The sequence below is a fragment of the Pseudomonas sp. B19125 genome (genome assembly GCF_044218855.1).
Taxonomy (GTDB): domain Bacteria; phylum Pseudomonadota; class Gammaproteobacteria; order Pseudomonadales; family Pseudomonadaceae; genus Aquipseudomonas; species Aquipseudomonas edaphica.
Map to the genome: position 1 here is coordinate 1,942,328 of NZ_CP162589.1, position 22,291 is coordinate 1,964,618.

The window sequence follows — 22,291 nt, forward strand, 5'->3', positions numbered from 1 at the left end:
GCCTCTTTTTACACCCTATGCTGAGAACAATTTATGACCACCGACACCCTCAAACTGATCCTTGAAGACACCGACGGCACCCAGCTGGAAACCTCCTGCACCCGCGTCGCCGTGGTGTGGCAGGGCAAGGAAATCTGGATCCAGCACGACGGCCGTGGCCAACTGCTGATCGGCGTGGACGTGGAAGAAGGTGACGCTGAATACGCCAACCTGCTGATGCGCCCACTGGCCACCAACCTGATGAGCCTGCAATTGGAAATGGAACCGGCCGACGTTGAAGGTGATGACGACGATCACGTTCACGGTCCTGGCTGCAACCACTAAGGAAGCTGCTTATGCTCGCCCTCGGCAAACTGCTTGAACTGACCCTCGCCGGTCGCGAACCGGCGCAAAAAATTCAACTGACTGTCGACGGCGTGCAGATGCGCTGGCTCAGCGAAGGCGCGCTTGAAGTGCGCCCTCCGCAGGCCTTGGACAACGGCGGCGACCTGCTGTTGTCGTCCGGCATCCATGGCAACGAAACCGCGCCGATCGAATTGCTCGACCGCCTGTTGCATGGCATTGCCCGTGGGGAGATCAAACCCCGCAATCGTATTCTGTTCCTGTTCGGCAACCCCGAGGCCATGCGCCGCGGCGAGCGTTACCTTGAGCTGGACGTCAACCGGCTGTTCAACGGCCGTCACGAACAAAACATCGGCCCGGAGGCCATGCGCGCCGCCGAGCTTGAGCAACTGGCTCGCAGCTTCTTCAGCCTGCCGGGCCGTTCGCGCCTGCATTACGACCTGCACACGGCCATTCGCGGCTCGAAGATCGAGCAGTTCGCGCTGTACCCGTTCAAGAACGGGCGCCAGCATTCGCGCCATGAGCTGGCGCGCCTGAACGCTGCCGGTATGCAGGCGGTGTTGTTGCAGAACAAAACCTCGATCACGTTCACCGCGTTCACCTACGAGCAACTCGACGCCGAAGCCTTCACCCTGGAATTGGGCAAGGCCCGACCGTTCGGGCAGAACCAGGGCGTGGATGTGTCACGCCTGGAGACACGGTTGAAGCAGATCATCGAAGGTGATGAGCCCGAAACCGAGAGCCTCGATGGCCTGCAATTGTTTGCCGTCTCTCGCGAAGTGATCAAGCACAGTGATGCCTTCCTGCTGCACCTGCCGGCGGATGTAGAAAACTTTTCGCCATTGGCCAAGGGCTACCTGTTGGCCGAAGACGTGGCCAAGACCCGCTGGGTGATCGAGGAGGAGGGCGCGCGCATCATCTTCCCGAACCCGAAGGTCAAGAATGGTTTGCGGGCGGGGATATTGATCGTGCCGACCACGGATGCTGGCCTGATATAGGTCCCAAGACAGCCGCGATCAAATGTGGGAGCTGGCTCGCCTGCGATGGCGGCGGCACAGGCAACAGTGATGTTGACTGACCTGCCGCTATCGCAGGCAAGCCAGCTCCCACACAAGCAAGCGCCCACAAAAAACCCGGCTCTGAGGCCGGGTTTTTTGGTGTTGCTTAGACCGCTACAGCACGCGGCTCGCTGCGACGGATCGCACGCACCTTGTGCAGCGTGTCGGCGCACGTGCGCGCGGCTTCCTGGCCCTTGTGTACGAAGTGCTCGTAGAAGAAGGTGTGGTGCTCGCTGCCCGCGTGGAAGTGATGCGGGGTCAGGGATACGGAGAACACTGGCACTTCGGTTTCCAGCTGCACCTGCATCAGGCCACTGACCACCGATTGGGCGACGAATTCGTGGCGGTAGATGCCACCGTCCACCACCAATGCCGCGGCGACGATGCCGGCGTAACGGCCGGTCTTGGCCAGCAGCTTGGCGTGCAGGGGCATTTCGAAGGCGCCGCCGACTTCGAAGAAATCGATGTCCGATTCCTGGTAGCCCTGGGCGATCATTTCGGCGAGGAAGCCTTTGCGCGATTGGTCGACAATATCCTTGTGCCAGCAGGCCTGGATAAATGCGACGCGCTCGCCGTGGTGGTTTTTGCTTTTGCTGTCGATTGCGGTGGGTTGCATGTTCTGACTCCTGTTTAAGAAAAAAACAGGGCGTTATGAATCGAATGGGATTTCAAGGGTACGAACAGCGGCATCATGCAGGCATGAGTTCAGCGCGCGGCCCTTGGGTGCCAATCCCGTTCTCTCTTCATCCGGACTATGACCGTCGGCCCCGGGATCACACCGGGTCTGCTGACCTTGTCGCCGTCCTGCGTGAGCAGTTCGAGGCGCCAAGCGCTCGCGGGCTATGCACATTGCGTGCAATTACCGCCGGTGGGGAATTACACCCCGCCCTGAGAACGTTGCCGCCAGAACCCTGGCGGCGGAGAGTTTTTAACATGCTTTTTCAGAAACTGCACGATCGCCGTATCGATAACCTATATCGGTTTGTTTGGTTGGTATTCGATTGAATGCACGTGGGGCTTGATATTGCGTGGCTTTGCCCGCAGTAATCGTCAATACGACAACCCTATTCAGAGGCCCCCGGATGACCGTCATAGACCTGCGCAGCGACACCGTGACCCAACCCACCGCCGGCATGCTCAACGCGATGGCCACTGCCGTCAGCGGTGATGACGTCTACGGCGAAGACCCGAGCGTCAACCATCTGGAAGCCGAACTGGCCAAGCGCCTGGGCTTTGCCGCTGCGTTGTTTGTGCCGACGGGCACCATGAGCAACCTGCTTGCCTTGATGGCCCACTGTGAGCGTGGCGAGGAATACATCGTCGGCCAGCAGGCCCACACCTACAAATACGAAGGCGGTGGCGCGGCGGTGCTCGGCTCGATCCAGCCGCAGCCGCTGGAGGTGCAAGCCGACGGTTCGCTGGACCTGGACCACGTACTGGCGGCGATCAAGCCCGATGATTTCCACTTCGCCCGCACCCGCCTGTTGGCGTTGGAAAACACCATGCAGGGCAAAGTGCTGCCGCTGGCGTACCTGGCGAAAGCGCGGGCGTTTACCCGTGAACATGGCCTGGCCTTGCACTTGGACGGCGCGCGACTCTACAACGCGGCGGTGAAGCTCGGTGTGGATGCGCGGGAGATTGCCCAGCATTTCGACTCGGTGTCGGTGTGCCTGTCCAAAGGCCTCGGCGCGCCGATCGGCTCGGTGCTGTGCGGCTCCACCGCGCTGATCGCCAAGGCGCGGCGCCTGCGCAAGATGGTCGGTGGCGGCATGCGCCAGGCCGGCTCGCTGGCGGCGGCGGGCTTGTATGCCCTGGATCATCAGGTGCAGCGCTTGGCGGATGACCACGCCAACGCCCAATGGCTGGGCGATGCACTGCGCGACGCAGGCTTTGAAGTGGAGCCGGTGCAAACCAACATGGTGTACGTGCAGATTGGCGATCAGGCCCAGGCGCTGAAGGCCTTTGCCGCCGAACGCGGGATCAAGTTGAGCGCCGCGCCGCGTCTGCGCATGGTCACTCACCTGGATGTCAGCCGAGTGCAGATGGAGCAGGTGGTGCAGACATTTGTCGAGTTTTCCCGAAAATGATCGTGCAGACCGTCTAATTGACTGTTTCTATCGCATAAACACGCTGTACCACCGGCAAAGGGCCGATATAATGCGGCCCTTTGCCGTCGCTCCGTCTGATGATGTTGCGCACTGGCCTTTGGCCGCAGACTCCGTGGAAGAACCTAATGAAAAGCGCAGAAATCCGTGAAGCCTTCCTTCGCTTCTTCGAAGAGCAAGGCCACACCCGTGTAGCCTCCAGCTCCTTGATCCCAGGCAATGACCCAACCCTGCTGTTCACCAACGCGGGGATGAACCAGTTCAAGGACTGCTTCCTGGGCCAGGAAAAGCGCGCTTACACCCGCGCCACCAGCAGCCAGAAGTGCGTACGCGCCGGCGGCAAGAACAGCGACCTGGAAAACGTTGGCTATACCGCTCGCCACCACACCTTCTTCGAGATGCTGGGTAACTTCAGCTTCGGCGACTATTTCAAGAAAGATGCGATTACCTTCGCCTGGACCTTCCTGACCGGCGTGTTGAAGCTGCCCAAGGAAAAGCTCTGGGTCACGGTCTACGCGACCGACGACGAAGCCTATGACATCTGGACCCAGCAAATCGGTGTGCCCGTCGAGCGCATGATTCGCATCGGCGACAACAAGGGCGCGCCTTACGCGTCCGACAACTTCTGGACCATGGGCGATACCGGCCCGTGCGGCCCGTGCACCGAGATTTTCTATGATCACGGCGCCGACATCTGGGGCGGCCCACCGGGCTCGCCGGAAGAAGACGGCGACCGTTACATCGAGATCTGGAACAACGTCTTCATGCAGTTCAACCGCACCGCCGATGGCGTGTTGCATCCGCTGCCGGCGCCGTCGGTGGACACCGGCATGGGCCTGGAGCGGATCAGTGCGGTGATGCAGCACGTGCATTCCAACTACGAAATCGACCTGTTCACCAACCTGCTGAGCGCGTCGGCGGCCGCCATTGGCTGCGCCAATGACAACCAGTCTTCGCTCAAGGTGGTGTCGGACCACATCCGTTCGTGCGGCTTCCTGATCGCCGACGGTGTGCTGCCGTCCAACGAAGGCCGCGGCTATGTGCTGCGCCGCATCATCCGTCGCGCCTGCCGTCACGGTAACAAGCTGGGCGCCACCGGCAGCTTCTTCTACAAGATCGTGGCCGCGCTGGTCGCCGAGATGGGCGATGCCTTCCCGGAACTCAAGCAGCAGCAGGCCAACATCGAGCGCGTGCTCAAGGCTGAAGAAGAGCAGTTCTCCAAGACCCTGGAGCACGGCCTGAAGATCCTCGAGCAGGACCTGGCTGAACTCAAAGGCACCGTGGTGCCGGGCGATGTAGTGTTCAAGTTGTATGACACCTACGGTTTCCCGATGGACCTGACCGCCGACATCGCCCGTGAGCGCGAGCTGACCATCGATGAGGCGGGTTTTGAGCGTGAGATGGAAGCCCAGCGCGTGCGTGCCCGTTCCGCCAGCTCCTTTGGCCTGGACTACAACACCCTGGTCAAGGTTGACGTGCCCACCGAGTTCACCGGTTACGCGGCGACCGTTGGCGCGGCCAAGATCGTGGCCATCTACAAAGATGGCAAGTCGGTCGACGTATTGAGCGAAGGCGACGAAGCGGTGGTGGTCCTGGACCAGACACCGTTCTACGCCGAATCCGGTGGCCAGGTGGGTGACTGTGGTTTCCTGAGCTCGACCTCCGGGCGTTTTGAAGTGCGTGACACCACCAAGACCGGCGGCGCGTTCCTGCACCACGGTGTGCTGGTGTTGGGCAACCTGACGGTCGGTGCGCCGGTCGACACTCAAGTCGATGCCGACGTGCGGCATGCAACTGCTTTGAACCATTCTGCCACTCACTTGCTGCACGCTGCGTTGCGCCAAGTGCTGGGTGAGCATGTGCAGCAGAAGGGTTCGTTGGTCGATAGCCAGCGCCTGCGTTTCGACTTCAGCCACTTTGAAGCGATCAAGCCTGAGCAGATCAAGGCGCTGGAAGATATCGTCAACGCCGAGATTCGCAAGAATACCCCGGTTGAAACCGAAGAAACCGACATTGAAACCGCCAAGAAGAAAGGCGCCATGGCGCTGTTTGGCGAGAAGTACGGCGACGAAGTGCGCGTACTGAGCATGGGCGGCAGCTTCTCGGTGGAACTGTGTGGCGGTATCCACGCTAACCGTACGGGCGATATCGGCCTGTTGAAAATCATCAGCGAAGGCGGCGTGGCCTCTGGTGTACGGCGTATTGAAGCGGTCACCGGTGCTGCCGCCCTGGCTTACCTCAATGCGGCTGAAGAACAACTCAAGGAAGCGGCCGGCCTGGTCAAGGGCAGCCGCGACAACCTGATCGACAAGCTGTCGGCCGTGCTGGAGCGCAACCGCGCACTGGAAAAACAGCTGGAGCAGTTGCAAGCCAAGGCGGCGAGCGCAGCGGGCGACGATCTGTCGGCCTCCGCGCTGGACGTCAAGGGTGTGAAAGTACTGGCTGTGCGCCTGGACGGCCAGGACGGCAAGGCGCTGTTGGCCTTGGTCGATCAGTTGAAGAACAAGCTCGGCCGCGCAGTGATCCTGCTCGGCGGTGTCCATGAGGAAAAGGTCGTTCTGGTTGCCGGTGTAACCAAAGACCTGACTGGCCAACTCAAGGCCGGTGATTTGATGAAGCAAGCCGCTGCGGCAGTGGGCGGGAAGGGCGGTGGTCGTCCGGACATGGCGCAAGGCGGTGGTGTAGACGCAGGCTCCCTGGACGCGGCCCTGGCCCTGACCGTGCCGTTTGTCGAGGCCGGCATTTAAGGCACTGTTAATGAGCCCATGGTCTAGTCATGGGCTCGTTTGGGTGCTGGACGATTTGTTTATTGGGCGCCCCTTTACGGGCTGAGGCGGCTTAGAAATGGCTTTGATCGTACAGAAATTTGGAGGCACCTCGGTCGGCTCTGTCGAAAGAATCGAGCAGGTCGCCGACAAGGTTAAGAAATTCCGCGACGCCGGCGATGACCTAGTGGTGGTGCTGTCGGCCATGAGCGGCGAAACCAATCGCCTGATCGATCTGGCCAAGGCAATCAGTGGTGACCAACAGCCGCTGCCGCGTGAGCTGGATGTGATCGTGTCCACCGGTGAGCAGGTAACCATTGCCTTGCTGGCCATGGCACTGAACAAGCGTGGTGTGCCGGCTGTGTCCTACACGGGCAGCCAGGTGCGCATCCTCACCGACAGCGCGCATACCAAGGCCCGCATCCTGCAGATCGATGATCAGAAAATCCGCACAGATCTGAAAGCCGGCCGCGTGGTAGTTGTAGCTGGCTTCCAGGGTGTGGACGAGCAGGGCAACATCACGACCCTCGGGCGTGGCGGTTCGGATACCACCGGTGTGGCACTGGCAGCGGCGCTCAAGGCCGATGAATGCCAGATCTATACTGATGTGGACGGCGTGTACACCACCGACCCGCGTGTGGTGTCCGTGGCCCAGCGCTTGGACAAGATCACCTTTGAAGAGATGCTGGAAATGGCCAGCCTCGGTTCCAAGGTGTTGCAGATCCGCGCGGTGGAGTTCGCCGGCAAGTACAACGTTCCGCTGCGCGTATTGCACAGCTTCAAAGAGGGTCCGGGCACCCTCATTACTATTGATGAAGAGGAATCCATGGAACAGCCGATCATTTCCGGCATCGCTTTCAACCGCGATGAAGCCAAGCTGACGATCCGTGGCGTGCCAGACACCCCGGGCGTGGCGTTCAAGATCCTCGGCCCTATCAGTGGCGCGAACATTGAAGTCGACATGATCGTGCAGAACGTTTCGCACGATAACACCACCGATTTCACCTTCACTGTGCACCGCAACGAGTACGATGCTGCCGAGCGTATCCTGCAGAACACCGCGAGCGAGATTGGCGCCCGTGAAGTGGTCGGGGATACCAAGATTGCCAAGGTGTCGATCGTGGGCGTGGGCATGCGTTCCCATGCCGGCGTTGCCAGCCGCATGTTCGAGGCGTTGGCCAAGGAAAGCATCAACATCCAGATGATCTCCACCTCGGAAATCAAAGTCTCGGTGGTGATCGAAGAGAAGTACCTGGAGCTGGCAGTGCGCGCACTGCACACCGCTTTTGAGCTGGACGCTCCGGCCCGACCGGGCGAGTGATGCGATACCAGGAAGGCGCGGTATACCGCGCCTTTCATTTTTTGTGGAGCGCATGGTCTTTTGCGTGCGCTCGACAATACTTAGGTCGTTAGGGCTATGGCCATCAGGTTGTAGGTCGAACGCCTTTTTTTTGCAGACTGTTGTTCCTGAACTGAAATGCGTGAGGTGAAAGCTATGCTGATTCTGACTCGTCGGTGCGCAGAAAGCCTGATTATCGGTGATGGCGAAATCACCGTGACCGTGCTCGGCGTCAAAGGCAATCAAGTACGTATCGGGGTTAACGCTCCGAAAGAGGTAGCTGTCCACCGCGAGGAAATCTACCTGCGGATCAAGAAAGAGAAGGACGAAGAACCAAGCCTTTAATTTTTATCGTTTTTTATGTTTGCAAACGGGGATGAACGTGGTTAATATACGCCCCGTGTTGCGGAGAGCTGGCCGAGTGGCCGAAGGCGCTCCCCTGCTAAGGGAGTACACCTCAAAAGGGTGTCGGGGGTTCGAATCCCCCGTTCTCCGCCATTATTTGCTTAGTACGTTGCAATCTGGTTTTTTCGCTAAGTTGTTGAAATTAAACGAAAAAATAGCTTTACATAGAGATTGAACGGCCTATAATGCGCGGCAACAAATGCACTCGTAGCTCAGCTGGATAGAGTACTCGGCTACGAACCGAGCGGTCACAGGTTCGAATCCTGTCGAGTGCACCATTTAAGAGTCAGTTGCAGCAATGCAGGTGACTTGGCTTCAACCAGTTGTGATCTGGTCTAAAAACACAATCTGCACTCGTAGCTCAGCTGGATAGAGTACTCGGCTACGAACCGAGCGGTCACAGGTTCGAATCCTGTCGAGTGCACCATACAAACAAAAAGCCCGCCTAGTGCGGGCTTTTTGCCGTCTGGGGTTTGTGTAGGATTTCAACTCTTTCTCCTGTCTCATGTGTTTTCCTTTCGGGCTGTGTCGTCGCAGTTCATAGATGCAGCCAATGCTCAGCTTTGGCTCGCAAGCGCTTGTTCTTTCCAGTTTTTTAACGTTTAAAGCGCGCGCAGCGTGTATCATTGCGCCCGTCAGCCCCGCCGGGGCTTGTGGAATACCTCCATGGACTTACCCAGTAGTTGCTCAGTACCCCGTTTTACCAATCATGAATTGACTGATTGATCCTTCCGGCGTGCCCCGCTGCTGGGAGTGGAGTTCGCCTATGACCGAAGTAGAAGTAAAGAAAACACAAGACAGCCTGCAGGATCGCCTGGCTCAAGTCATCGAGCTGCTGCAGCGTCAGCGCGTGGTCGAAGACCTCACGCACCGCCAGGAAGGTCCGCACCACGACCGCGTCGAAAACCTGGTTCACCGGCAAAACCTCGTTGAGCTGCAACGCAAGCTCGATGATCTGCACTCCGCCGACGTCGCTTATATTCTTGAAGCCTTGCCACTCGATGATCGACTGACCCTGTGGCAGTTGGTCAAGGCTGACCGCGACGGCGACATCCTCCTTGAAGTATCCGACTCGGTCCGTGAAACCCTGATCGCCGACATGGACGATCACGAGCTCCTGGCCGCTGCCAAGGAGATGGACGCCGACGAACTGGCTGACCTGGCGCCTGAGCTGCCGCGTGATGTTGTCCATGAGTTGATGGAGGCCCTCGACAGCCAGCAGCGTGAGCGTGTGCGCTCCGCGTTGTCTTATGACGAGGATCAGGTCGGCGCATTGATGGACTTCGAGATGGTCACCATCCGCGAAGACGTCAGCCTGGAAGTGGTCTTGCGTTACCTGCGTCGGCTCAAAGAGCTGCCGGGCCATACTGACAAACTGTTCGTGGTCGACTACGAAGGCATTCTCAAGGGCGTGTTGCCGATCAAGCGCCTGCTGGTCAATGATCCGGAAAAGAAAGTAGCGGATCTGATGGCCAGCGATACGGTGAGTTTTCACCCGGATGAAGACGCCTACGAGGCTGCCCAGGCATTTGAGCGTTATGACTTGATCTCGGCGCCTGTGGTCGACAAGAACGGCAAGCTGATTGGCCGTTTGACCATCGATGAAATGGTCGACCTGATTCGTGAAGAGAGTGAAACCGAAGTCCTCAACATGGCGGGTCTGCGTGAAGAGGAAGATATTTTTGCGTCAGTCTGGCGCTCCCTGCATAACCGTTGGGCGTGGCTTGCGATCAACCTGATCACGGCGTTCATCGCTTCGCGCGTGATCGGGTTGTTCGAAGGTTCCATCGAGAAGCTTGTCGCCCTCGCGGCGCTGATGCCGATCGTGGCAGGTATTGGGGGTAACTCCGGTAACCAGACCATCACCATGATTGTGCGTGCCATGGCACTGGACCAGGTGAGTACGGCCAACTCCTCGCGCCTGTTGCGCAAAGAATTGGCTGTGGGCCTGATCAATGGCTTGGTGTGGGGCGGGGTCATCGGCGTGGTGGCTTACTTGCTGTATGGCAGTTGGTCGCTGGGCGTGGTGATGACGGCTGCCATGACCCTCAACCTGCTGTTGGCGGCGTTGATGGGCGTGTTGATCCCCATGACACTGGCACGCCTGGGGCGCGACCCGGCCATGGGTGCCAGTGTGATGATCACGGCCATGACCGACAGCGGTGGCTTCTTCATCTTCCTGGGCCTGGCGACGATCTTTCTGCTCTGATCCCCTGTGGGGGCGGGCTTGCTAGCAAATGCAAGCTCGCTCCCACACAAGCCCTCTGCGGTGCCCTCAAATTTCACGCAAAAAAAAGCCAGCATAGCGCTGGCTTCGGCTTTCAGTTGCAGATCAATTGGCTTCTGCGGCCGCCTCAACGTCGTGCGCGATAAGCGAGACGAGAGCATTTTGCTGGCGGTGGGAGAGCTGACGAAAACGCTGCAGCAGTTCGCGTTCGTGCAGTGACAGCTCAGGGCTGTCCAGGCGCATGCTCAACTCTTCGCCCAACGCACCTTCCTGAATAAGGCTCTGCTCCAGGCGCGCGATGATTTCGGAGTTCATGCTGCGGTGATGATTGCGAGCCACCTCGGCAATGCGTTCCCGCATTCCGTCTGGCAGACGTACGACGAACTTGTCAGCCGTACGGCTGGAATAAATTGCCTGTTTCAATGGGCGCATATATTTAACCGGTTAGTTCAGGGGAGCGGTTTTTGGAATTGGCCGCAAGATGAGTGTTAAGACAAGGCTCACGACCAAAGTTCAACCCGAATTGCAAAGAGGCCGCATCATGCCTCAGATTTGACATTTCCTTGGCGTCAATTCTGTGACAAATATTGAACTGACTAAAGGCTTAATGCCAGCACTCATTTGCATTTTTGCGGACTGGTTGGAAAACTTTTCAACGCGTCATTCCTCAGGGGAACTTCCCGTAAGTCCAGGCTCGCGCAGGGATTGAGGCCGCATATCCTAAAGCAAAGTGGCCTTTTGCCCTTATCTTTAAGACTAGTGGCAATTTGCCGATTTGCTAGGGTGGGGCGACATAAGGTCGAGGGAGGGAGGTGGCGCAGAGATTACCGCAAAACGGGGTCGAATTTGATTTTTCGGCCCATGAAAAGCGTCAGCACAAGCAGGCTCGTGAACACGCCGGCTGCGACCATTGCAGCAGTTTGTCCATCTTCAGAGGTGGCGCCCAGGCCCAGGAGGCCAGTGGCGACAGTCAGGCACAAAAACAGCCAGGCGGATTTGCTCATGAATGGCGTCCTTAGAAAACCCAATGTTCGGATGCCGGTGCAGTCTGGGTGCCTTGGGTCAGGCGTACCGGCGATTGCGCGTTGGGCGTCATCACCGCCAATTGCGGGCGTTGTTGCAGATGGTGCGGCACGGCCTGGCTAAGTTGCGCAGGATCATTACTGCCGGTGGATTGGAAATGAAACATCACCAGTGCAGCCAAGGCTATGGTGTTGAGGGCTAACAGAAGGGCACTGTTCATGGTCATGTTCTCCGCTAAACGCCGTGGCTGGATGGGTTTGTAGGAGAAGTATTGCAGGTCCCGTGCCAATCTATTATTTCATTAAAATCAATGACTTGAGTCTACTTTAAAGTGGCGTCGGGTTGCAATTTGCAATGATGGCATTTTGGGGTAGTGCATTTTGCACGACGGCATCCAGGCCCCGTGGCTGCGGGGCAACGCGGGCCTCGGTCGAAAAGGATCGGCCTACACTCAAAAAGCCCACGGACGACATGACAAAACCCACCTTGGCCGTTAACATGCACGCCGTCCGTCGCTGTGCCCCGTGCCCGATGGCTGTCATTTGTCCCAGTAGCTCAATTGGATAGAGCATCCCCCTCCTAAGGGGAAGGTTGGCCGTTCGAACCGGCCCTGGGACACCATATAATTCAATACCTCCAGCCAATGTATGTAGTTCTTGCACAGTCTCATGGGTGCATGATGGGTGCATACGCAATAATTTACACTGAAAAAGCCGCAACAAAATCAGTTGAGGGCTGGGTGTACGTGGAGGTATGAAGAGCGGGGTGATAATTCTGCCACCATGAAAAAGTCGACAACAGGGAAGCAGTGATGCGAATTCTATTTTTTGCGATGTGCTGTTTGTTGATCACCGCCTGTTCAAGTAACCCAACAGCACTCTTTGAAGAGCAAGTCAAAAACAGCACCACGCCGTTAGCACGGACCCCCTCTGAGGCCATGCACAACGCGCAAGCTGTGCCCATGCCGATCAACCCAGGATGGCGGCCACCCCAGTGGAAGATCACCGCTGCGGAACCGCGCATCCTGATTAGCGGGGTACCGTCGAACTATCGATTATTCAGCGTCGTGTTGACAAAGGACAAACCCTTTCATATTGACGTTAACTCCTGGTGCGTCAACGGGTGCCTGGGGTTCAGCAAGTACGCCCTGAACCCTTATTTGATCTTGATGGACGCCAAAGGCAACGTGCAGGCTGAAGGTTTTGGCAAGGCGACTGGCATAGTGGGAGTCATCAGCCAAGTGTTGAAGGGCACGGTGACAACCAGCGGCACTTACTACCTGATAGTCGCGGCGGATAACCGTGCGCCTGGGGAAACCATTGTCATCGACAACGTGCTGCTGATTGGGGCAGCGGCGAGCCCAATCACCCCGTTGCGGATTGGAATGGGTAGTTATCCGTTTGGGTCGGTTGGGCCGTTGTTGAATACGGAAGAGACGCCTTGAGGCTGTGAGGCAAGAGAGCGAACACGCCCGCTGCTAATACTGAAATAAAATCAGTGCTGGAAGAGGTGGAGAAAGTGCCGGGTTAAGCCCTATCTCTGATTCGTAATACTGTCGTAGTCGAGCAGTTAGCATGACGTGCTGTGGCACGTACACCAAGGCCGGCTCCGAGCAGTTCGGTCACCCGCTTATGCAGGTCAATGTCGACGGGGCGGCCTTGATACTTGCCGGCGGCCTTGGCCTTCTCGATGCCTTGAGCCTGGCGCTCGCGCCGCTGCTCGTAATCCTTGCGCGCGATCGCGGCCATCATCTCCACCAGCATTGAGTTGATTGCTCCCAGCATCCGCCCGGTGAACTCATCGCCCTTGGTGTCCTGCATTCCCTGGTGGCTGGTCGGCAGGTCAAGCGTGACGATGCGCAGGCCCTTGGAGTCGATCGCAGCCTTCAGCTTTTGCCAATCCTCCACCGGTAAGCGGGAGAGGCGGTCTATCGACTCCACCAGCAACACGTCACCCTTGCGGGCATCCTTGAGCAGGCGCATTAGCTCAGGCCGGTCGGCTGTGGCGCCGCTGGCGTTCTCCAGGTACACGCTTGCAATGACCTTGTTGTGGTCGCTGGCGAACTGCTCGAGCGAAGCCCGGGCACGGCCGGCGTCTTGTTCTTCGGTGGAGGCTCGGAGGTATGCGCGGATGAACATGATGGGTGCCTGTATCAGTTAGGGCGTTCTACTAATACTGTTGCACTATGGGTGTTACTTATCAAGCGAAAAGCCCGAAAAAGGCAAAATAAGCCTGTATCTGGATAGGCATACCCTGATGGCTATTTGCTTTTATCTGAGATTCCGGTAATTTAATTCAGGTCCGTTTTGCATAATTTCATGGAAGATTTTAATGATTATTAAAAGTTTCAAAGCTTCAAAAGTTCATGAATACTATGATTTTAATTTTGATTTTTCTAAAGAGCTTAACTTTCTGGTTGGTATTAACGGTACCGGAAAGACAAGTGCGTTGAAATTGATGCAGGCAGCTCTGTCTATCGACTTGTCTGTTCTTCTGTCGACGTCTTTCAAATATCTAGAAATCCAGGTTGTTGATGGGTTGAAAACGTTCAATCTCTCGATTTCGTCTTCTCTCGAAAAAATGACGTTTTTACTGAACGGGGTTGAGTTTGTTTTCGAGCGAATTGAGATGTTTCGTGTGAGCCAAGGAAGTGTTTCTGCAGCAATGCAGGAGTATATAGAAAACAACCGATTAGAGTTGATAAAGCGAGCTGGTCCAATATTGCAGCAGTTTATTTTTGCTGGAAGGCCTATGTTCTTGGGGCTGGAACGACGCATGGGGCGTTTTGATGATGATGATCGGCACCACGAAGTGTGGTCGAAGGACGGTCATCGTAGGATGATAAAGTTGCCTCCTAAGGAAACCTTAGAAGGGCTTGAGAACTGCCAGCGTCTAGTGGAAAAGGCATATATGAACTATCGGCGTGCAAGTGATGGGCGCGTTGATAGGCTTTCCAATGTGATTATTGAGTCAACTTTCGAATATATTGAGTTTGATCCTGCAATGATTGAGGATCCAAGTAAGAATCCTTATGTTGAACTTTACTCGTTGCAGCAAAGGAAAAGTGAGGTTGAGAAGTTTGTTAGAGATCTAGGCGGGTCTGATAAGGTAGTAGCTCAAATTGATAGTTTCTTTTCCAAGCTGTCAGGGATCGTAGGGGACAATAAAGGTCATAAAGATGCTTGGAGCTTTGAATGGTTTTTGAATATGGCTCAAATTCAAAGAATTAGGAAGATTCTTGCTGAAATGGATCGTCAGAAAAAATTTGCAGAGCGGTTCTACGCGCCTATTAAAGAGTTTTGCGAAACAATGAATAGTTTCTTGCGTAGCTCGAGAAAGGAACTAACAGTTGACTCGGTTGGCAAGATAAAAATTTTTCAGGGTGGGAAAACTGTCGATCTTCTCAGCCTCTCATCTGGAGAGAAACAGCTGTTAATTCTCATGGCGCACGCTAGGTTTGGTTCTGTAAGAGGGAGAACCTTCATCGTCGATGAACCCGAATTATCTCTTCATATGAGATGGCAAGAAATGCTAGTAGAAGCATTGATTGCAGGCAATCAGGATAATCAGTTTATTTTCGCTACTCACTCACCAGAAATAGTGGGTTATCACACTGATAAATGTATTAGCGTAGGTTGATGGAGTAACCCATGTTAGAACGTAGTTCTGCAGCAAAATTTGCCATCTCAATTTTCTATGAGAACTTCAATGATTTTGATGTGTACATTGAAGATACAGCGCCGGGATATGCAAAAATCTTTTCTTCTATTTTATCCCGTGCAATGGACGGCGGAGTCACACTTGAGAAGGTTTTCCCGTTAGGTGATAGAAATGTAGTCATATCCACAGCTCGGAAGCGACTACAAAGTCAAAGCAATCGGCGTGCAGTTTTTATTGTGGATGGCGACTTATATTTACTGGCCGGTGAGCGCGAAGAATTGCCCGAAAATTTGGTAGTCTTACCAAGGTACTGCATCGAAAATTTCTTATTTGATGAGGAGGTTTTGGTAAGCATTATGGATGAAGAACATTGCTCGCTCACTGCTGAAGTTTTGGCCCGGCAACTGGACTATTCGGGATGGTTAAGCAGGTCTCGAGAGGCGTTAACATTAATTTTTCGTGCGTTCGCTGTTGCGCATAAACTGCATGCCGAAATACCCACCGTATCCCGGGGATATAAATCAATATGTTTGAATGGTTCAGGTGAGTTGAGCCTTGATAAAGCCTTAGTAATTGAAAAAGAAATTATAGATGCGTTGATATCTGATAAGGGGTTGCTCGCAGTTAATGAGGCAATATCTTTCGTTGACTCAAAAATTAATCGCGACGAGTGTTTTGTGACAACCTACGTTTCCGCAAAAGATTTTGTACTTCCATTAATGTTGGTGCGTATGAGAGCTCTGCTTGATAGTAACTCCAAAAATGTAAGTTTAAAAATCAGAATGTCTAACAAATGTTCGATTGGCCCATTTGATGGCGTAGTGCAGTCAATGAAGAAGATATTAACCGCTCAAAAGCACCAAGTGGCAATATGAATTTTTGAGCGGCCTTGATATTAAATCTGGTCTTCGGCGTAGATCGCGGCACTGATGATCGCGCCACCCCAGCGGCGACGGCCGATGCAAAGAGGCACAGGCAAGCCCGACGCCACGGTATTTTTCGCACTACCAAAAGCATAACCAGGAGTGTTCTCGGGCGCGGCGCTGGACTTCAAACCCTGAGCTTGCGGGCTCAGCATCTGAATCACGCCGCCGGCGGCCAAAGCGATGCCCGGCGCAAGAGTTGCACCATTTGTGAAAGGGCTCATAACGATCAGTACAGCCCCAATGATCGTCTGCAAGATGCCAGCCCGCTTACTGCCTACGATTACGGGAGCGATGATGATGCCGCCCTCGCCTTGGTAGTTGAGCTCGCTCTCCCCGATATTTTTCTTGCCTCGAAAAACGGCGAACACCAGCCCGCGCGACCTGGCGTTTGAGATGAATCGCTCAAGACCTGGAATCTGCACGCACAGCGCTTTCAAGGCTTCCGCTGGCGTGCGCACGGCAAGGTCGTAGGACCTGCCGAACTGCCGGAGTTGTCCGTAGAGTTTGATGGTGGTCATAGGGGAGTTATCGAATGCGGTAGCGGCCATGTGGCCTCCTATACGGTGATCGAAGGGGCAGGTAGCCCAAGGCGAATGGCGAGCACTGCGCGCGACATACGCGCCTGATCGATGGTCAATTGCTCCTGGCGCGGGTCGTAGTTCCACACCCGGTTGTAGATCGCATCGCTGGCCCGGGCGCCTTGGAATGTACCCCTCAGCAGGTCGGCCGAAACCCTGGCCTCTTCCTCGGTGAAGAAGGGACCGTCGACTGTCACCTGTCGGCCACCACTGACGTGCTGGACCTCCCACACCGTGTAGCCGGCGTCCGGCCCCTGGATCAGTTCGTAGGGTTTGAATTTCTGCGTTTTGCACGCCTCGGTAAAGCGCTCTTGAAACGTCATGTCTTCTTACTCAAAGAATCAGCCGGCTGATCGGCGCTACCAATACTTGCGTAGCGCACGGATGATCAGTTAGGCCGCTTCGGATTGATCAGGGGTCGCTTTTGCAGAGGTGCGAGTGGGCATTTTCGCCAGCCATTCGCGAAGTGTTTCGGAGCCCTCACAGCCCGATCGCCACTTCTCAAATCGGCCGGTGTACCCATTCGAATTGGCAACCATGCCGCTCAGTGCGACACCGGCATTGGAGGCTGTGGCCAGCACGTCATCGTAGATCGCTAGCATCTGCTTGAGCCCTTCAATGTCTTCGGCGCGCGACGCGGCAATGCCTGCGCGCGAAAGGCTGTCAGCCGCCTCTGGCGATAACCCGGAGAGCATTGGGTTTGCCCTGAGCACCGCCTCTACAACGTCGGGGTGACTGCCTGCGCGCGCTTCAGCTACTAGGCGCTGACGCTCCTCCGGCTTGAGGCCTCGCACGATGGCTCGCAGCTCCTGATCAGCCAGGAAACCAACGACGTCCGAGCTAGCGCGCGGCGTGACCGCTGCGAAGCCGCTGGCCACTGTCTGGGCCAACGTGAGCATATCTTTTGCTGCCTTCTCCATCGCCGGCATCAGGGCGGGAATGATTCCATCAATCTGCTCCTTGCCCTTGCGCTCAATGGCAGCGGCGTTGAGGTCCTTGTTCTCGCGAATCGAGAGAATTTCTTCTCCGAGGTCCTTGAACGCCTCCAGGGACAATCCCTGCAAATGGCGGACAGACTTCAGCAGGCCACCGGCCTGCCAAGTGCCTTTGGTGCCATCGGGTCGTTGGATGTTGAATGTTCTTGCCTCTACCTGGGAGTGCTCGTATTCGGAGTAATGGAGGTTGGCCAAGCCAACTTTGAGGACGGATCGTTTGCCGATTTTCATGGAGTTACCTTTTGATTGTCTGGCCGTGGGGCGGCCGGTTTTTGGGCTGAGGATTCGCTCAGGATTTGGAGTAGGGAAACGTTTTCCCGGGCGCCACCGCCGGCTGCTGCTGCGTGCAACTCGTCCATAAGGGCGCTGATCTCTCGCACGTCACGATTGAACTGAGTGAGCCCGGATTGCTGACGCAACTTGGCAACCTGGCTACGAATGTTCATGGCTGGCCTCGATGATCAGTCGGTACTGTTCTGCGACGTGTTTTTTGATGTCCTGCCCGTCTGCCTTTGGCGGGAAAATCCAGGCTCCAGGACTTGGGAATGGCCGCATATCCATCACGCCTACTGGAGCAGGGCGGCGGAGGCTTTCGATTGCTCGGACGTGGAGAATGAACGCCTCTGCCAGATTGGCCGCGTCATAGCTGTTCATGGTGCGCAATGGGAAGTGCATGACCGTCTGTACGCCCTGGACTGGATAGTTGAACGAATGGCCCACTGTCTCGGGGTAATCCATCTCCCCCTCAACCGCGTCAACCCTGCAGTCCACCACCGTCAACATAACGAGCACTGTCTCTTCGTCTTCGGTGCCGATCTTCTCTGCAATTCGCTTGAGCTCGGCCCGCATCCACTTAATGCTCATTGCCGCATTCCCTCCATCTGTTCGCGGAGTTCTGCGACGGCCTTCTGTAGCTCGGCAACCTCGATGACTCGGGCAACAGCGCCTAGCCCCTCGATCAATGCCTTGCCCTGGTCGGGCGGTAGCTCGCCAGCGGCAACTGCGCGAAGGATTGATTTGGCTGCGCTGGGCAGGTCGGTGTCGTCCAGGTCGAAGCACACTGTCTCGGCAGTTGGCTTGATTGGCGGCACCAGGCGCTCAAGGATCAAACGGCAAGCCTGCATATCGCCCTTCTTGGCCGCTGTCAGAACCTTCTTTGTCACGGCGTCTGCACCTTCAGCGAGTCGGGCGCGCAGCTCCTGCGTTTGGCCAGAGCGACCACCGGGATTACCTGACTGCCCCGGCTTCCATTTGCCGGCTTTATCGCGATCAGTCATGCGCTGGGCGATTCCATGGCAATGACCGGTTTGTTTTCAGCGAGCGCTATCAGCAGGGCGGATGCTTGAACGCTTCCGTCGGCGGCGGCTTCGCGAAGGCGACCCCAAGCGGCAGCAACTTCAGAGCGAGTTGGTTTGTGCTGGCGTCCTCGGGCGGGCTTAGCTGTGTTCATAGATGCGGCCTCGAATGGGGTTTGAGTGGCTCAAAAACTCACATTAGGCATGATCTGATCATTTATCCAGTGCTTTTTAGGTGCACCTAAGATGCTACACGGAACGGGATTGAATGGGACTGAAATAGTTGGTTTTTGCAGGATTGGAGAGGAGGATTTTGTTGCATTAAGTCGGTGGTAGCCAAAATGATACAGAGCCGGGTTTCCGGCTCAGTCCGACCTCAGATTGAGGATGGCGCGGGGAGGGCTGACATCCCATTTCGGTAGGTCAAGTTCCCGCGCCACGTTTTGCGAGATATGAAAACGTGGCGCGGATTTGATACATCCATATCTGGATGATCCACCACTGGTGGAATACCCCTCATCGGTAGGATTTGCGAACCACAGAGAAATCCTCGGCAGTTCGTAGCCCAGGCAGAGTGAGAGAATTCCACTTCGGTATGAATGGTTTAACGGTAAGCAAGGATCACATTTGAGCGAAGGTGTTGCTGTCATCGCAACACCTGCTCCAGCCTGCTGTCAGGAGAAGCGGTAGCCAAGCAGACCAAACGGTCCGAGTCGGCTCATTTGGTCTGTCTCACCAGTGTGGATGCGACCGACTCGTCTCACTCGGCAACGCAGGAGTTCTTGCCCTAGCCCCATTTAGAATCTGGCTGCAAGACGATTTTTGTTGCGTGATGTCATATGGCCTGCATTATTATTACGGATCAATCTTGGACGATCGGATGCGGAATTAGATGAATACTGAGCAGGCAGGGGAAGTTGCGGCCGTTGGCGTAGGAGCCGCAACTGGTGCGGGTCTCGGCGCCGCATACGGCGTTGGTGTAATCGGTGTTGCGGCAGCGGAGGCAGCTGCGGCCACAGCGGTTGCTGCAGGAGCATCAGCAGCAGCAACAACGGCAACCATTGCGGCTGCCGGGGGAGGTGCCGTGGCTGCGGGCGGGACAGGTATGGCGGGAGGAGTTGTAGCCATCGCAGGCACAGCGGCGGGTACTGCGATACTTCCCATTGTCGCTTGCGCGGTTGGCGGTGCAGCGATTCTCGGGGGAATTGGCTGGGGCGCTTACAAGCTTGGGCAAAAGCTTCTTAAAGAGTAATCCCACTTCTTCCCGTAGGTGGCGATCCGGCACCAACTTCATACACCAAGCTGCTTAATGAGGTCTCCACCCACGGGGCACTGATTTTTGGCGATGTTTCCATCCTGCAGCGGTCGGCGATGATCCGCGAGATGTGAGCACAACTTAGATACCGGCAAATCTTCCGGCATTTAGTAACGCTCGCATCGTTACCTGAGCGTTGACCGGCCTCCTAAATCGGTCGAAAAGGGCGCACTTCAAACGGCTAAAGGTGAGCAACGATCACATCTGCATGAAGATGCTGCTGTCATCGCAACACCTGTTCCAGCCTGCTGTCAGGAGCGACGGCCGGCAAGCAGACCAAACGGTCCGAATCGGCTCATTTGGTCTGTCTCGACGGGGAGGCAGCGGCTCCATCCTGTGCCTTGCGGCGAAGGTATGGTGATGTTGACCACCCCACCGTCTGTTGTTCGCCACACTCTGTGGCGTTTCCGCCACGCTGAGTGAGACCAAATTGTCTCAGTGAGATCAATCCGTCTCACAGCGGGCGTCATGTTCAACTCTGAACGGATAGACGCTCAGGCGGTCCTATTTGTATAGGAAGGCCCGCTCGCACAATGTCTTGGCAATCAACCAGTAGTCGGGTCGTGGTATTCACCTGTTGACTTGATTCAAGATGAGTCGGAAGCTCCCGACTCCTGTGGGTGTGGTGAGCGAAAGCGGATTCACAACCAGCCTGACGAATGGCAAGTGCGAAATTCTACCTATCAGCTAGCATCCCATTGCTGGTCTCATTCCCCTAGGCGGGGTTGCATCATGGAAAACATGACACATACGAAGAGCTCCAAAGAAAACGTCTCATTAGACGTAGAGCGCATGAAAACAGCGCGCAATATGCCTCGTTATGTCATCCCTCAGGGCCTTACTGGGGAGCAGATTCGAGAACATATCTTGGCCGCAGCGAAGCGTGCTGAAGCCAACTTGGGTACTCATGAAGGATGATTGCCATTGCCTTACTCTGCCTCCTACAACGATCTGTTTGCTCTGGAATTCCAGAATTATCCTGAAGATCAACAGAACGCTGTAGTGAGCTTTGTTACGACGTTCATGTCTGTTGGCTTGAGAGATTTTCGCAATTATCCTGGAAAAATTTCTCATTCCTGGAAGGGGCTTGATCCGAAACATCCTGATTTTACCTACACAAGCTCAAATCATCTCTGGCATTATCATCTCGGTTTGCCAAACTATACTACTTCCATTAGTGGGCAATACCTGACTAGCGATATTGTTCTTCATTTTGAGTGGCCTCACAAAGGCGACTCTATCCATCTTGTGGATACTTGCTACCACTACTTGAAGAATAAGTTTTATATACCTGCCCCGAAATATCTAGTGAAGTCCCCATAATTAGCTTTATTTATTTAAGGCTTTCTGTTGCCCAGGCGGGGCGTTTTCTTGTAACTAACAACGGCTTTGGCTTGAGCTCATATGCTTGTAGGAGCCGCTTGGCTGATTTACGGGTTAAGTGTTTTAAGGTTATATCAGCTAAGACCTCTGCCGTTGTTGATGTGGATCGAAGCAAGAGCAAGGTAAATGCTTCAAGCTTGAAGTCATCACTGGCAATCTCAACCTCTTCAATTGTGAGGTAGGCTTTTGTGATGTGCTCCCAAATACAAAGCTCGCGTTCAGGTGTGCGGTCTCTCGTAAAATCTTCTACCCACTCGTGCAGTGCGGTAGGGTAGATGTTGGAAAGTAGCATTGCCACTACTTTTATCCGGTCCACTTGCTCGGGGGTTAACTTACTGACTCCTGGTGGGCTCTGTCTTAGTTTATGAAGCTCGATTTTTACTGATTTTAAACTGTCTTCAGGTAAAGTTATTTTACGCTCAATTTCTTCCGTTGCTTTTCTGTTGGTCTTGTTTTTAACTATTTTTAATATGTAAGGTTTTGGCGGTGTAAGTCCCAGCTTGCTGTTAATGTCTGCGCAAGTTTCATATGCTAATGAAGCTGCTACTGACGGTGCGGATCGAAAGAACTCTCGCCTTCCATTTATCCTAAAGGCCTTAAGGCGTTTGTGAATGGTTGTTTCTGCTAGTTCGCAGTCACCCACTGAGTAGGCAGTGACAATATCGAAAGGTGTTGGCACTCCTGAGGAGCCACTATAAAGCTGCAGTGCTCTCGAGTCGGGCTCTAAAGTGGTTAGTCCAATCTTTACCACGTATGGACCAAAGAGTTCGTTTTGTAGGATGTATATATAACCAGGTGTCGTCATGTGATCTCCGTATCGAACTATTGTTATTTGTCTGCCGTCTTCCGATGGTCCTTGAATTTGCGAAAGGACC

The 22,291-nt window shown here is 55.2% G+C and carries 22 protein-coding genes, 4 tRNA genes and 1 riboswitch; of the genes, 14 read left to right on the forward strand and 12 right to left on the reverse strand.

Going from position 1 to position 22,291, the window contains the following annotated elements:
- Positions 1 to 33: 33 nt before the first annotated feature.
- Both AB4P96_RS08905 and astE read left to right on the forward strand, forming a co-directional pair.
- The gene (locus AB4P96_RS08905; RefSeq protein WP_003214319.1) at positions 34 to 324 is read left to right on the forward strand and encodes a hypothetical protein; all 291 of its coding nucleotides are present in this window, start codon (positions 34 to 36) and stop codon (positions 322 to 324) included.
- 11 nt (positions 325 to 335) lie between these two features.
- Positions 336 to 1,340, forward strand: a complete 1,005-nt coding sequence (gene astE, locus AB4P96_RS08910; RefSeq protein WP_177034901.1) for a succinylglutamate desuccinylase — start codon at positions 336 to 338, stop codon at positions 1,338 to 1,340.
- A gap of 166 nt (positions 1,341 to 1,506) precedes the next feature.
- Here the strand turns inward: astE and AB4P96_RS08915 are convergent, their stop codons facing one another.
- A complete protein-coding gene (locus tag AB4P96_RS08915) occupies positions 1,507 to 2,016 on the reverse strand; it encodes a 6,7-dimethyl-8-ribityllumazine synthase (RefSeq protein ID WP_003233516.1) in 510 nt (169 codons plus the stop codon).
- A gap of 114 nt (positions 2,017 to 2,130) precedes the next feature.
- Positions 2,131 to 2,300, reverse strand: a riboswitch (FMN riboswitch).
- A 182-nt stretch (positions 2,301 to 2,482) separates the two neighbouring features.
- Here AB4P96_RS08915 and ltaE point away from each other — a divergent pair.
- The 8 genes from ltaE (at position 2,483) to mgtE (ending at position 10,223) form a co-directional block, all read left to right on the forward strand.
- The gene (gene ltaE, locus AB4P96_RS08920) at positions 2,483 to 3,487 is read left to right on the forward strand and encodes a low-specificity L-threonine aldolase (RefSeq protein WP_138450940.1); all 1,005 of its coding nucleotides are present in this window, start codon (positions 2,483 to 2,485) and stop codon (positions 3,485 to 3,487) included.
- 146 nt (positions 3,488 to 3,633) lie between these two features.
- On the forward strand, positions 3,634 to 6,252 hold the full coding sequence (alaS, locus tag AB4P96_RS08925; RefSeq protein ID WP_138450939.1) for an alanine--tRNA ligase: 2,619 nt from the start codon (positions 3,634 to 3,636) through the stop codon (positions 6,250 to 6,252).
- A gap of 97 nt (positions 6,253 to 6,349) precedes the next feature.
- Positions 6,350 to 7,591: an aspartate kinase gene (locus tag AB4P96_RS08930; protein ID WP_017138417.1), complete on the forward strand. Its 1,242-nt coding sequence runs from the start codon at positions 6,350 to 6,352 to the stop codon at positions 7,589 to 7,591.
- Positions 7,592 to 7,765: 174 nt separating this feature from the next.
- A complete protein-coding gene (csrA, locus tag AB4P96_RS08935; protein ID WP_003175645.1) occupies positions 7,766 to 7,954 on the forward strand; it encodes a carbon storage regulator CsrA in 189 nt (62 codons plus the stop codon).
- A gap of 62 nt (positions 7,955 to 8,016) precedes the next feature.
- A tRNA-Ser gene (locus AB4P96_RS08940) sits at positions 8,017 to 8,107 on the forward strand.
- A 108-nt stretch (positions 8,108 to 8,215) separates the two neighbouring features.
- Positions 8,216 to 8,292, forward strand: a tRNA-Arg gene (locus tag AB4P96_RS08945).
- Positions 8,293 to 8,364: 72 nt separating this feature from the next.
- Positions 8,365 to 8,441, forward strand: a tRNA-Arg gene (locus tag AB4P96_RS08950).
- Positions 8,442 to 8,780: 339 nt separating this feature from the next.
- Positions 8,781 to 10,223: a magnesium transporter gene (gene mgtE / locus AB4P96_RS08955; protein WP_017138415.1), complete on the forward strand. Its 1,443-nt coding sequence runs from the start codon at positions 8,781 to 8,783 to the stop codon at positions 10,221 to 10,223.
- A gap of 123 nt (positions 10,224 to 10,346) precedes the next feature.
- On the opposite strand, the gene AB4P96_RS08960 is transcribed toward mgtE, so the two are convergent.
- The 3 genes from AB4P96_RS08960 to AB4P96_RS08970 all read right to left on the reverse strand — a co-directional run bounded on the left by AB4P96_RS08960 (position 10,347) and on the right by AB4P96_RS08970 (position 11,484).
- Complete coding sequence (locus AB4P96_RS08960) at positions 10,347 to 10,673, reverse strand: Arc family DNA-binding protein (protein ID WP_003193592.1); 327 nt, start codon at positions 10,671 to 10,673, stop codon at positions 10,347 to 10,349.
- A gap of 392 nt (positions 10,674 to 11,065) precedes the next feature.
- A complete protein-coding gene (locus AB4P96_RS08965) occupies positions 11,066 to 11,245 on the reverse strand; it encodes a PA3371 family protein (protein WP_017138414.1) in 180 nt (59 codons plus the stop codon).
- Positions 11,246 to 11,256: 11 nt separating this feature from the next.
- Positions 11,257 to 11,484 carry a hypothetical protein gene (locus AB4P96_RS08970; protein ID WP_099548206.1) on the reverse strand — a complete coding sequence of 76 codons (228 nt, stop codon included), beginning with the start codon at positions 11,482 to 11,484 and terminating at the stop codon, positions 11,257 to 11,259.
- 324 nt (positions 11,485 to 11,808) lie between these two features.
- Here AB4P96_RS08970 and AB4P96_RS08975 point away from each other — a divergent pair.
- Positions 11,809 to 11,885, forward strand: a tRNA-Arg gene (locus AB4P96_RS08975).
- 190 nt (positions 11,886 to 12,075) lie between these two features.
- Entirely contained in the window at positions 12,076 to 12,708 is a 633-nt protein-coding gene (locus AB4P96_RS08980) for a hypothetical protein (protein WP_395600684.1), read from the forward strand.
- An 82-nt stretch (positions 12,709 to 12,790) separates the two neighbouring features.
- Here AB4P96_RS08980 and AB4P96_RS08985 read toward each other — a convergent pair whose 3' ends face one another.
- Complete coding sequence (locus AB4P96_RS08985; RefSeq protein ID WP_395600685.1) at positions 12,791 to 13,402, reverse strand: recombinase family protein; 612 nt, start codon at positions 13,400 to 13,402, stop codon at positions 12,791 to 12,793.
- A 193-nt stretch (positions 13,403 to 13,595) separates the two neighbouring features.
- Here AB4P96_RS08985 and AB4P96_RS08990 point away from each other — a divergent pair, with 193 nt between their 5' ends.
- Together AB4P96_RS08990 and AB4P96_RS08995 are read left to right on the forward strand one after the other, a co-directional pair.
- Complete coding sequence (locus AB4P96_RS08990) at positions 13,596 to 14,903, forward strand: AAA family ATPase (protein ID WP_395600686.1); 1,308 nt, start codon at positions 13,596 to 13,598, stop codon at positions 14,901 to 14,903.
- An 11-nt stretch (positions 14,904 to 14,914) separates the two neighbouring features.
- Complete coding sequence (locus AB4P96_RS08995; RefSeq protein WP_395600687.1) at positions 14,915 to 15,799, forward strand: DUF4435 domain-containing protein; 885 nt, start codon at positions 14,915 to 14,917, stop codon at positions 15,797 to 15,799.
- 20 nt (positions 15,800 to 15,819) lie between these two features.
- On the opposite strand, the gene AB4P96_RS09000 is transcribed toward AB4P96_RS08995, so the two are convergent.
- From AB4P96_RS09000 to AB4P96_RS09030, 7 genes are all read right to left on the reverse strand, one after another.
- Entirely contained in the window at positions 15,820 to 16,398 is a 579-nt protein-coding gene (locus AB4P96_RS09000; RefSeq protein ID WP_395600688.1) for a tail assembly protein, read from the reverse strand.
- Between the two features lie 8 nt (positions 16,399 to 16,406).
- Positions 16,407 to 16,751, reverse strand: coding sequence for a hypothetical protein (locus tag AB4P96_RS09005; RefSeq protein WP_395600689.1), 345 nt, complete (start codon positions 16,749 to 16,751; stop codon positions 16,407 to 16,409).
- A gap of 69 nt (positions 16,752 to 16,820) precedes the next feature.
- Positions 16,821 to 17,654: a hypothetical protein gene (locus tag AB4P96_RS09010; RefSeq protein ID WP_395600690.1), complete on the reverse strand. Its 834-nt coding sequence runs from the start codon at positions 17,652 to 17,654 to the stop codon at positions 16,821 to 16,823.
- Positions 17,651 to 17,869, reverse strand: coding sequence for a hypothetical protein (locus AB4P96_RS09015; protein ID WP_395600691.1), 219 nt, complete (start codon positions 17,867 to 17,869; stop codon positions 17,651 to 17,653). Before AB4P96_RS09015 ends, AB4P96_RS09010 begins: the two co-directional genes overlap by 4 nt.
- Positions 17,856 to 18,287, reverse strand: coding sequence for a hypothetical protein (locus AB4P96_RS09020; RefSeq protein WP_098467248.1), 432 nt, complete (start codon positions 18,285 to 18,287; stop codon positions 17,856 to 17,858). Before AB4P96_RS09020 ends, AB4P96_RS09015 begins: the two co-directional genes overlap by 14 nt.
- Positions 18,284 to 18,700 carry a DUF5681 domain-containing protein gene (locus AB4P96_RS09025; protein ID WP_395600692.1) on the reverse strand — a complete coding sequence of 139 codons (417 nt, stop codon included), beginning with the start codon at positions 18,698 to 18,700 and terminating at the stop codon, positions 18,284 to 18,286. The genes AB4P96_RS09020 and AB4P96_RS09025 overlap by 4 nt, the downstream gene beginning before the upstream one ends.
- A gap of 2,666 nt (positions 18,701 to 21,366) precedes the next feature.
- Complete coding sequence (locus AB4P96_RS09030) at positions 21,367 to 22,221, reverse strand: GIY-YIG nuclease family protein (RefSeq protein WP_395600693.1); 855 nt, start codon at positions 22,219 to 22,221, stop codon at positions 21,367 to 21,369.
- Between the last annotated feature and the right edge of the window lie 70 nt (positions 22,222 to 22,291).

What these genes read in the sequence shown, in the direction of transcription:
- AB4P96_RS08905 (WP_003214319.1), top strand. Translation starts at nt 34, where the DNA reads ATGACCACCGACACCCTCAAACTGATCCTTGAAGACACCGACGGCACC.
- astE (WP_177034901.1), top strand. Translation starts at nt 336, where the DNA reads ATGCTCGCCCTCGGCAAACTGCTTGAACTGACCCTCGCCGGTCGCGAA.
- AB4P96_RS08915 (WP_003233516.1), bottom strand. Translation starts at nt 2,016, where the DNA reads ATGCAACCCACCGCAATCGACAGCAAAAGCAAAAACCACCACGGCGAG.
- ltaE (WP_138450940.1), top strand. Translation starts at nt 2,483, where the DNA reads ATGACCGTCATAGACCTGCGCAGCGACACCGTGACCCAACCCACCGCC.
- alaS (WP_138450939.1), top strand. Translation starts at nt 3,634, where the DNA reads ATGAAAAGCGCAGAAATCCGTGAAGCCTTCCTTCGCTTCTTCGAAGAG.
- AB4P96_RS08930 (WP_017138417.1), top strand. Translation starts at nt 6,350, where the DNA reads ATGGCTTTGATCGTACAGAAATTTGGAGGCACCTCGGTCGGCTCTGTC.
- csrA (WP_003175645.1), top strand. Translation starts at nt 7,766, where the DNA reads ATGCTGATTCTGACTCGTCGGTGCGCAGAAAGCCTGATTATCGGTGAT.
- mgtE (WP_017138415.1), top strand. Translation starts at nt 8,781, where the DNA reads ATGACCGAAGTAGAAGTAAAGAAAACACAAGACAGCCTGCAGGATCGC.
- AB4P96_RS08960 (WP_003193592.1), bottom strand. Translation starts at nt 10,673, where the DNA reads ATGCGCCCATTGAAACAGGCAATTTATTCCAGCCGTACGGCTGACAAG.
- AB4P96_RS08965 (WP_017138414.1), bottom strand. Translation starts at nt 11,245, where the DNA reads ATGAGCAAATCCGCCTGGCTGTTTTTGTGCCTGACTGTCGCCACTGGC.
- AB4P96_RS08970 (WP_099548206.1), bottom strand. Translation starts at nt 11,484, where the DNA reads ATGAACAGTGCCCTTCTGTTAGCCCTCAACACCATAGCCTTGGCTGCA.
- AB4P96_RS08980 (WP_395600684.1), top strand. Translation starts at nt 12,076, where the DNA reads ATGCGAATTCTATTTTTTGCGATGTGCTGTTTGTTGATCACCGCCTGT.
- AB4P96_RS08985 (WP_395600685.1), bottom strand. Translation starts at nt 13,402, where the DNA reads ATGTTCATCCGCGCATACCTCCGAGCCTCCACCGAAGAACAAGACGCC.
- AB4P96_RS08990 (WP_395600686.1), top strand. Translation starts at nt 13,596, where the DNA reads ATGATTATTAAAAGTTTCAAAGCTTCAAAAGTTCATGAATACTATGAT.
- AB4P96_RS08995 (WP_395600687.1), top strand. Translation starts at nt 14,915, where the DNA reads ATGTTAGAACGTAGTTCTGCAGCAAAATTTGCCATCTCAATTTTCTAT.
- AB4P96_RS09000 (WP_395600688.1), bottom strand. Translation starts at nt 16,398, where the DNA reads ATGGCCGCTACCGCATTCGATAACTCCCCTATGACCACCATCAAACTC.
- AB4P96_RS09005 (WP_395600689.1), bottom strand. Translation starts at nt 16,751, where the DNA reads ATGACGTTTCAAGAGCGCTTTACCGAGGCGTGCAAAACGCAGAAATTC.
- AB4P96_RS09010 (WP_395600690.1), bottom strand. Translation starts at nt 17,654, where the DNA reads ATGAAAATCGGCAAACGATCCGTCCTCAAAGTTGGCTTGGCCAACCTC.
- AB4P96_RS09015 (WP_395600691.1), bottom strand. Translation starts at nt 17,869, where the DNA reads ATGAACATTCGTAGCCAGGTTGCCAAGTTGCGTCAGCAATCCGGGCTC.
- AB4P96_RS09020 (WP_098467248.1), bottom strand. Translation starts at nt 18,287, where the DNA reads ATGAGCATTAAGTGGATGCGGGCCGAGCTCAAGCGAATTGCAGAGAAG.
- AB4P96_RS09025 (WP_395600692.1), bottom strand. Translation starts at nt 18,700, where the DNA reads ATGACTGATCGCGATAAAGCCGGCAAATGGAAGCCGGGGCAGTCAGGT.
- AB4P96_RS09030 (WP_395600693.1), bottom strand. Translation starts at nt 22,221, where the DNA reads ATGACGACACCTGGTTATATATACATCCTACAAAACGAACTCTTTGGT.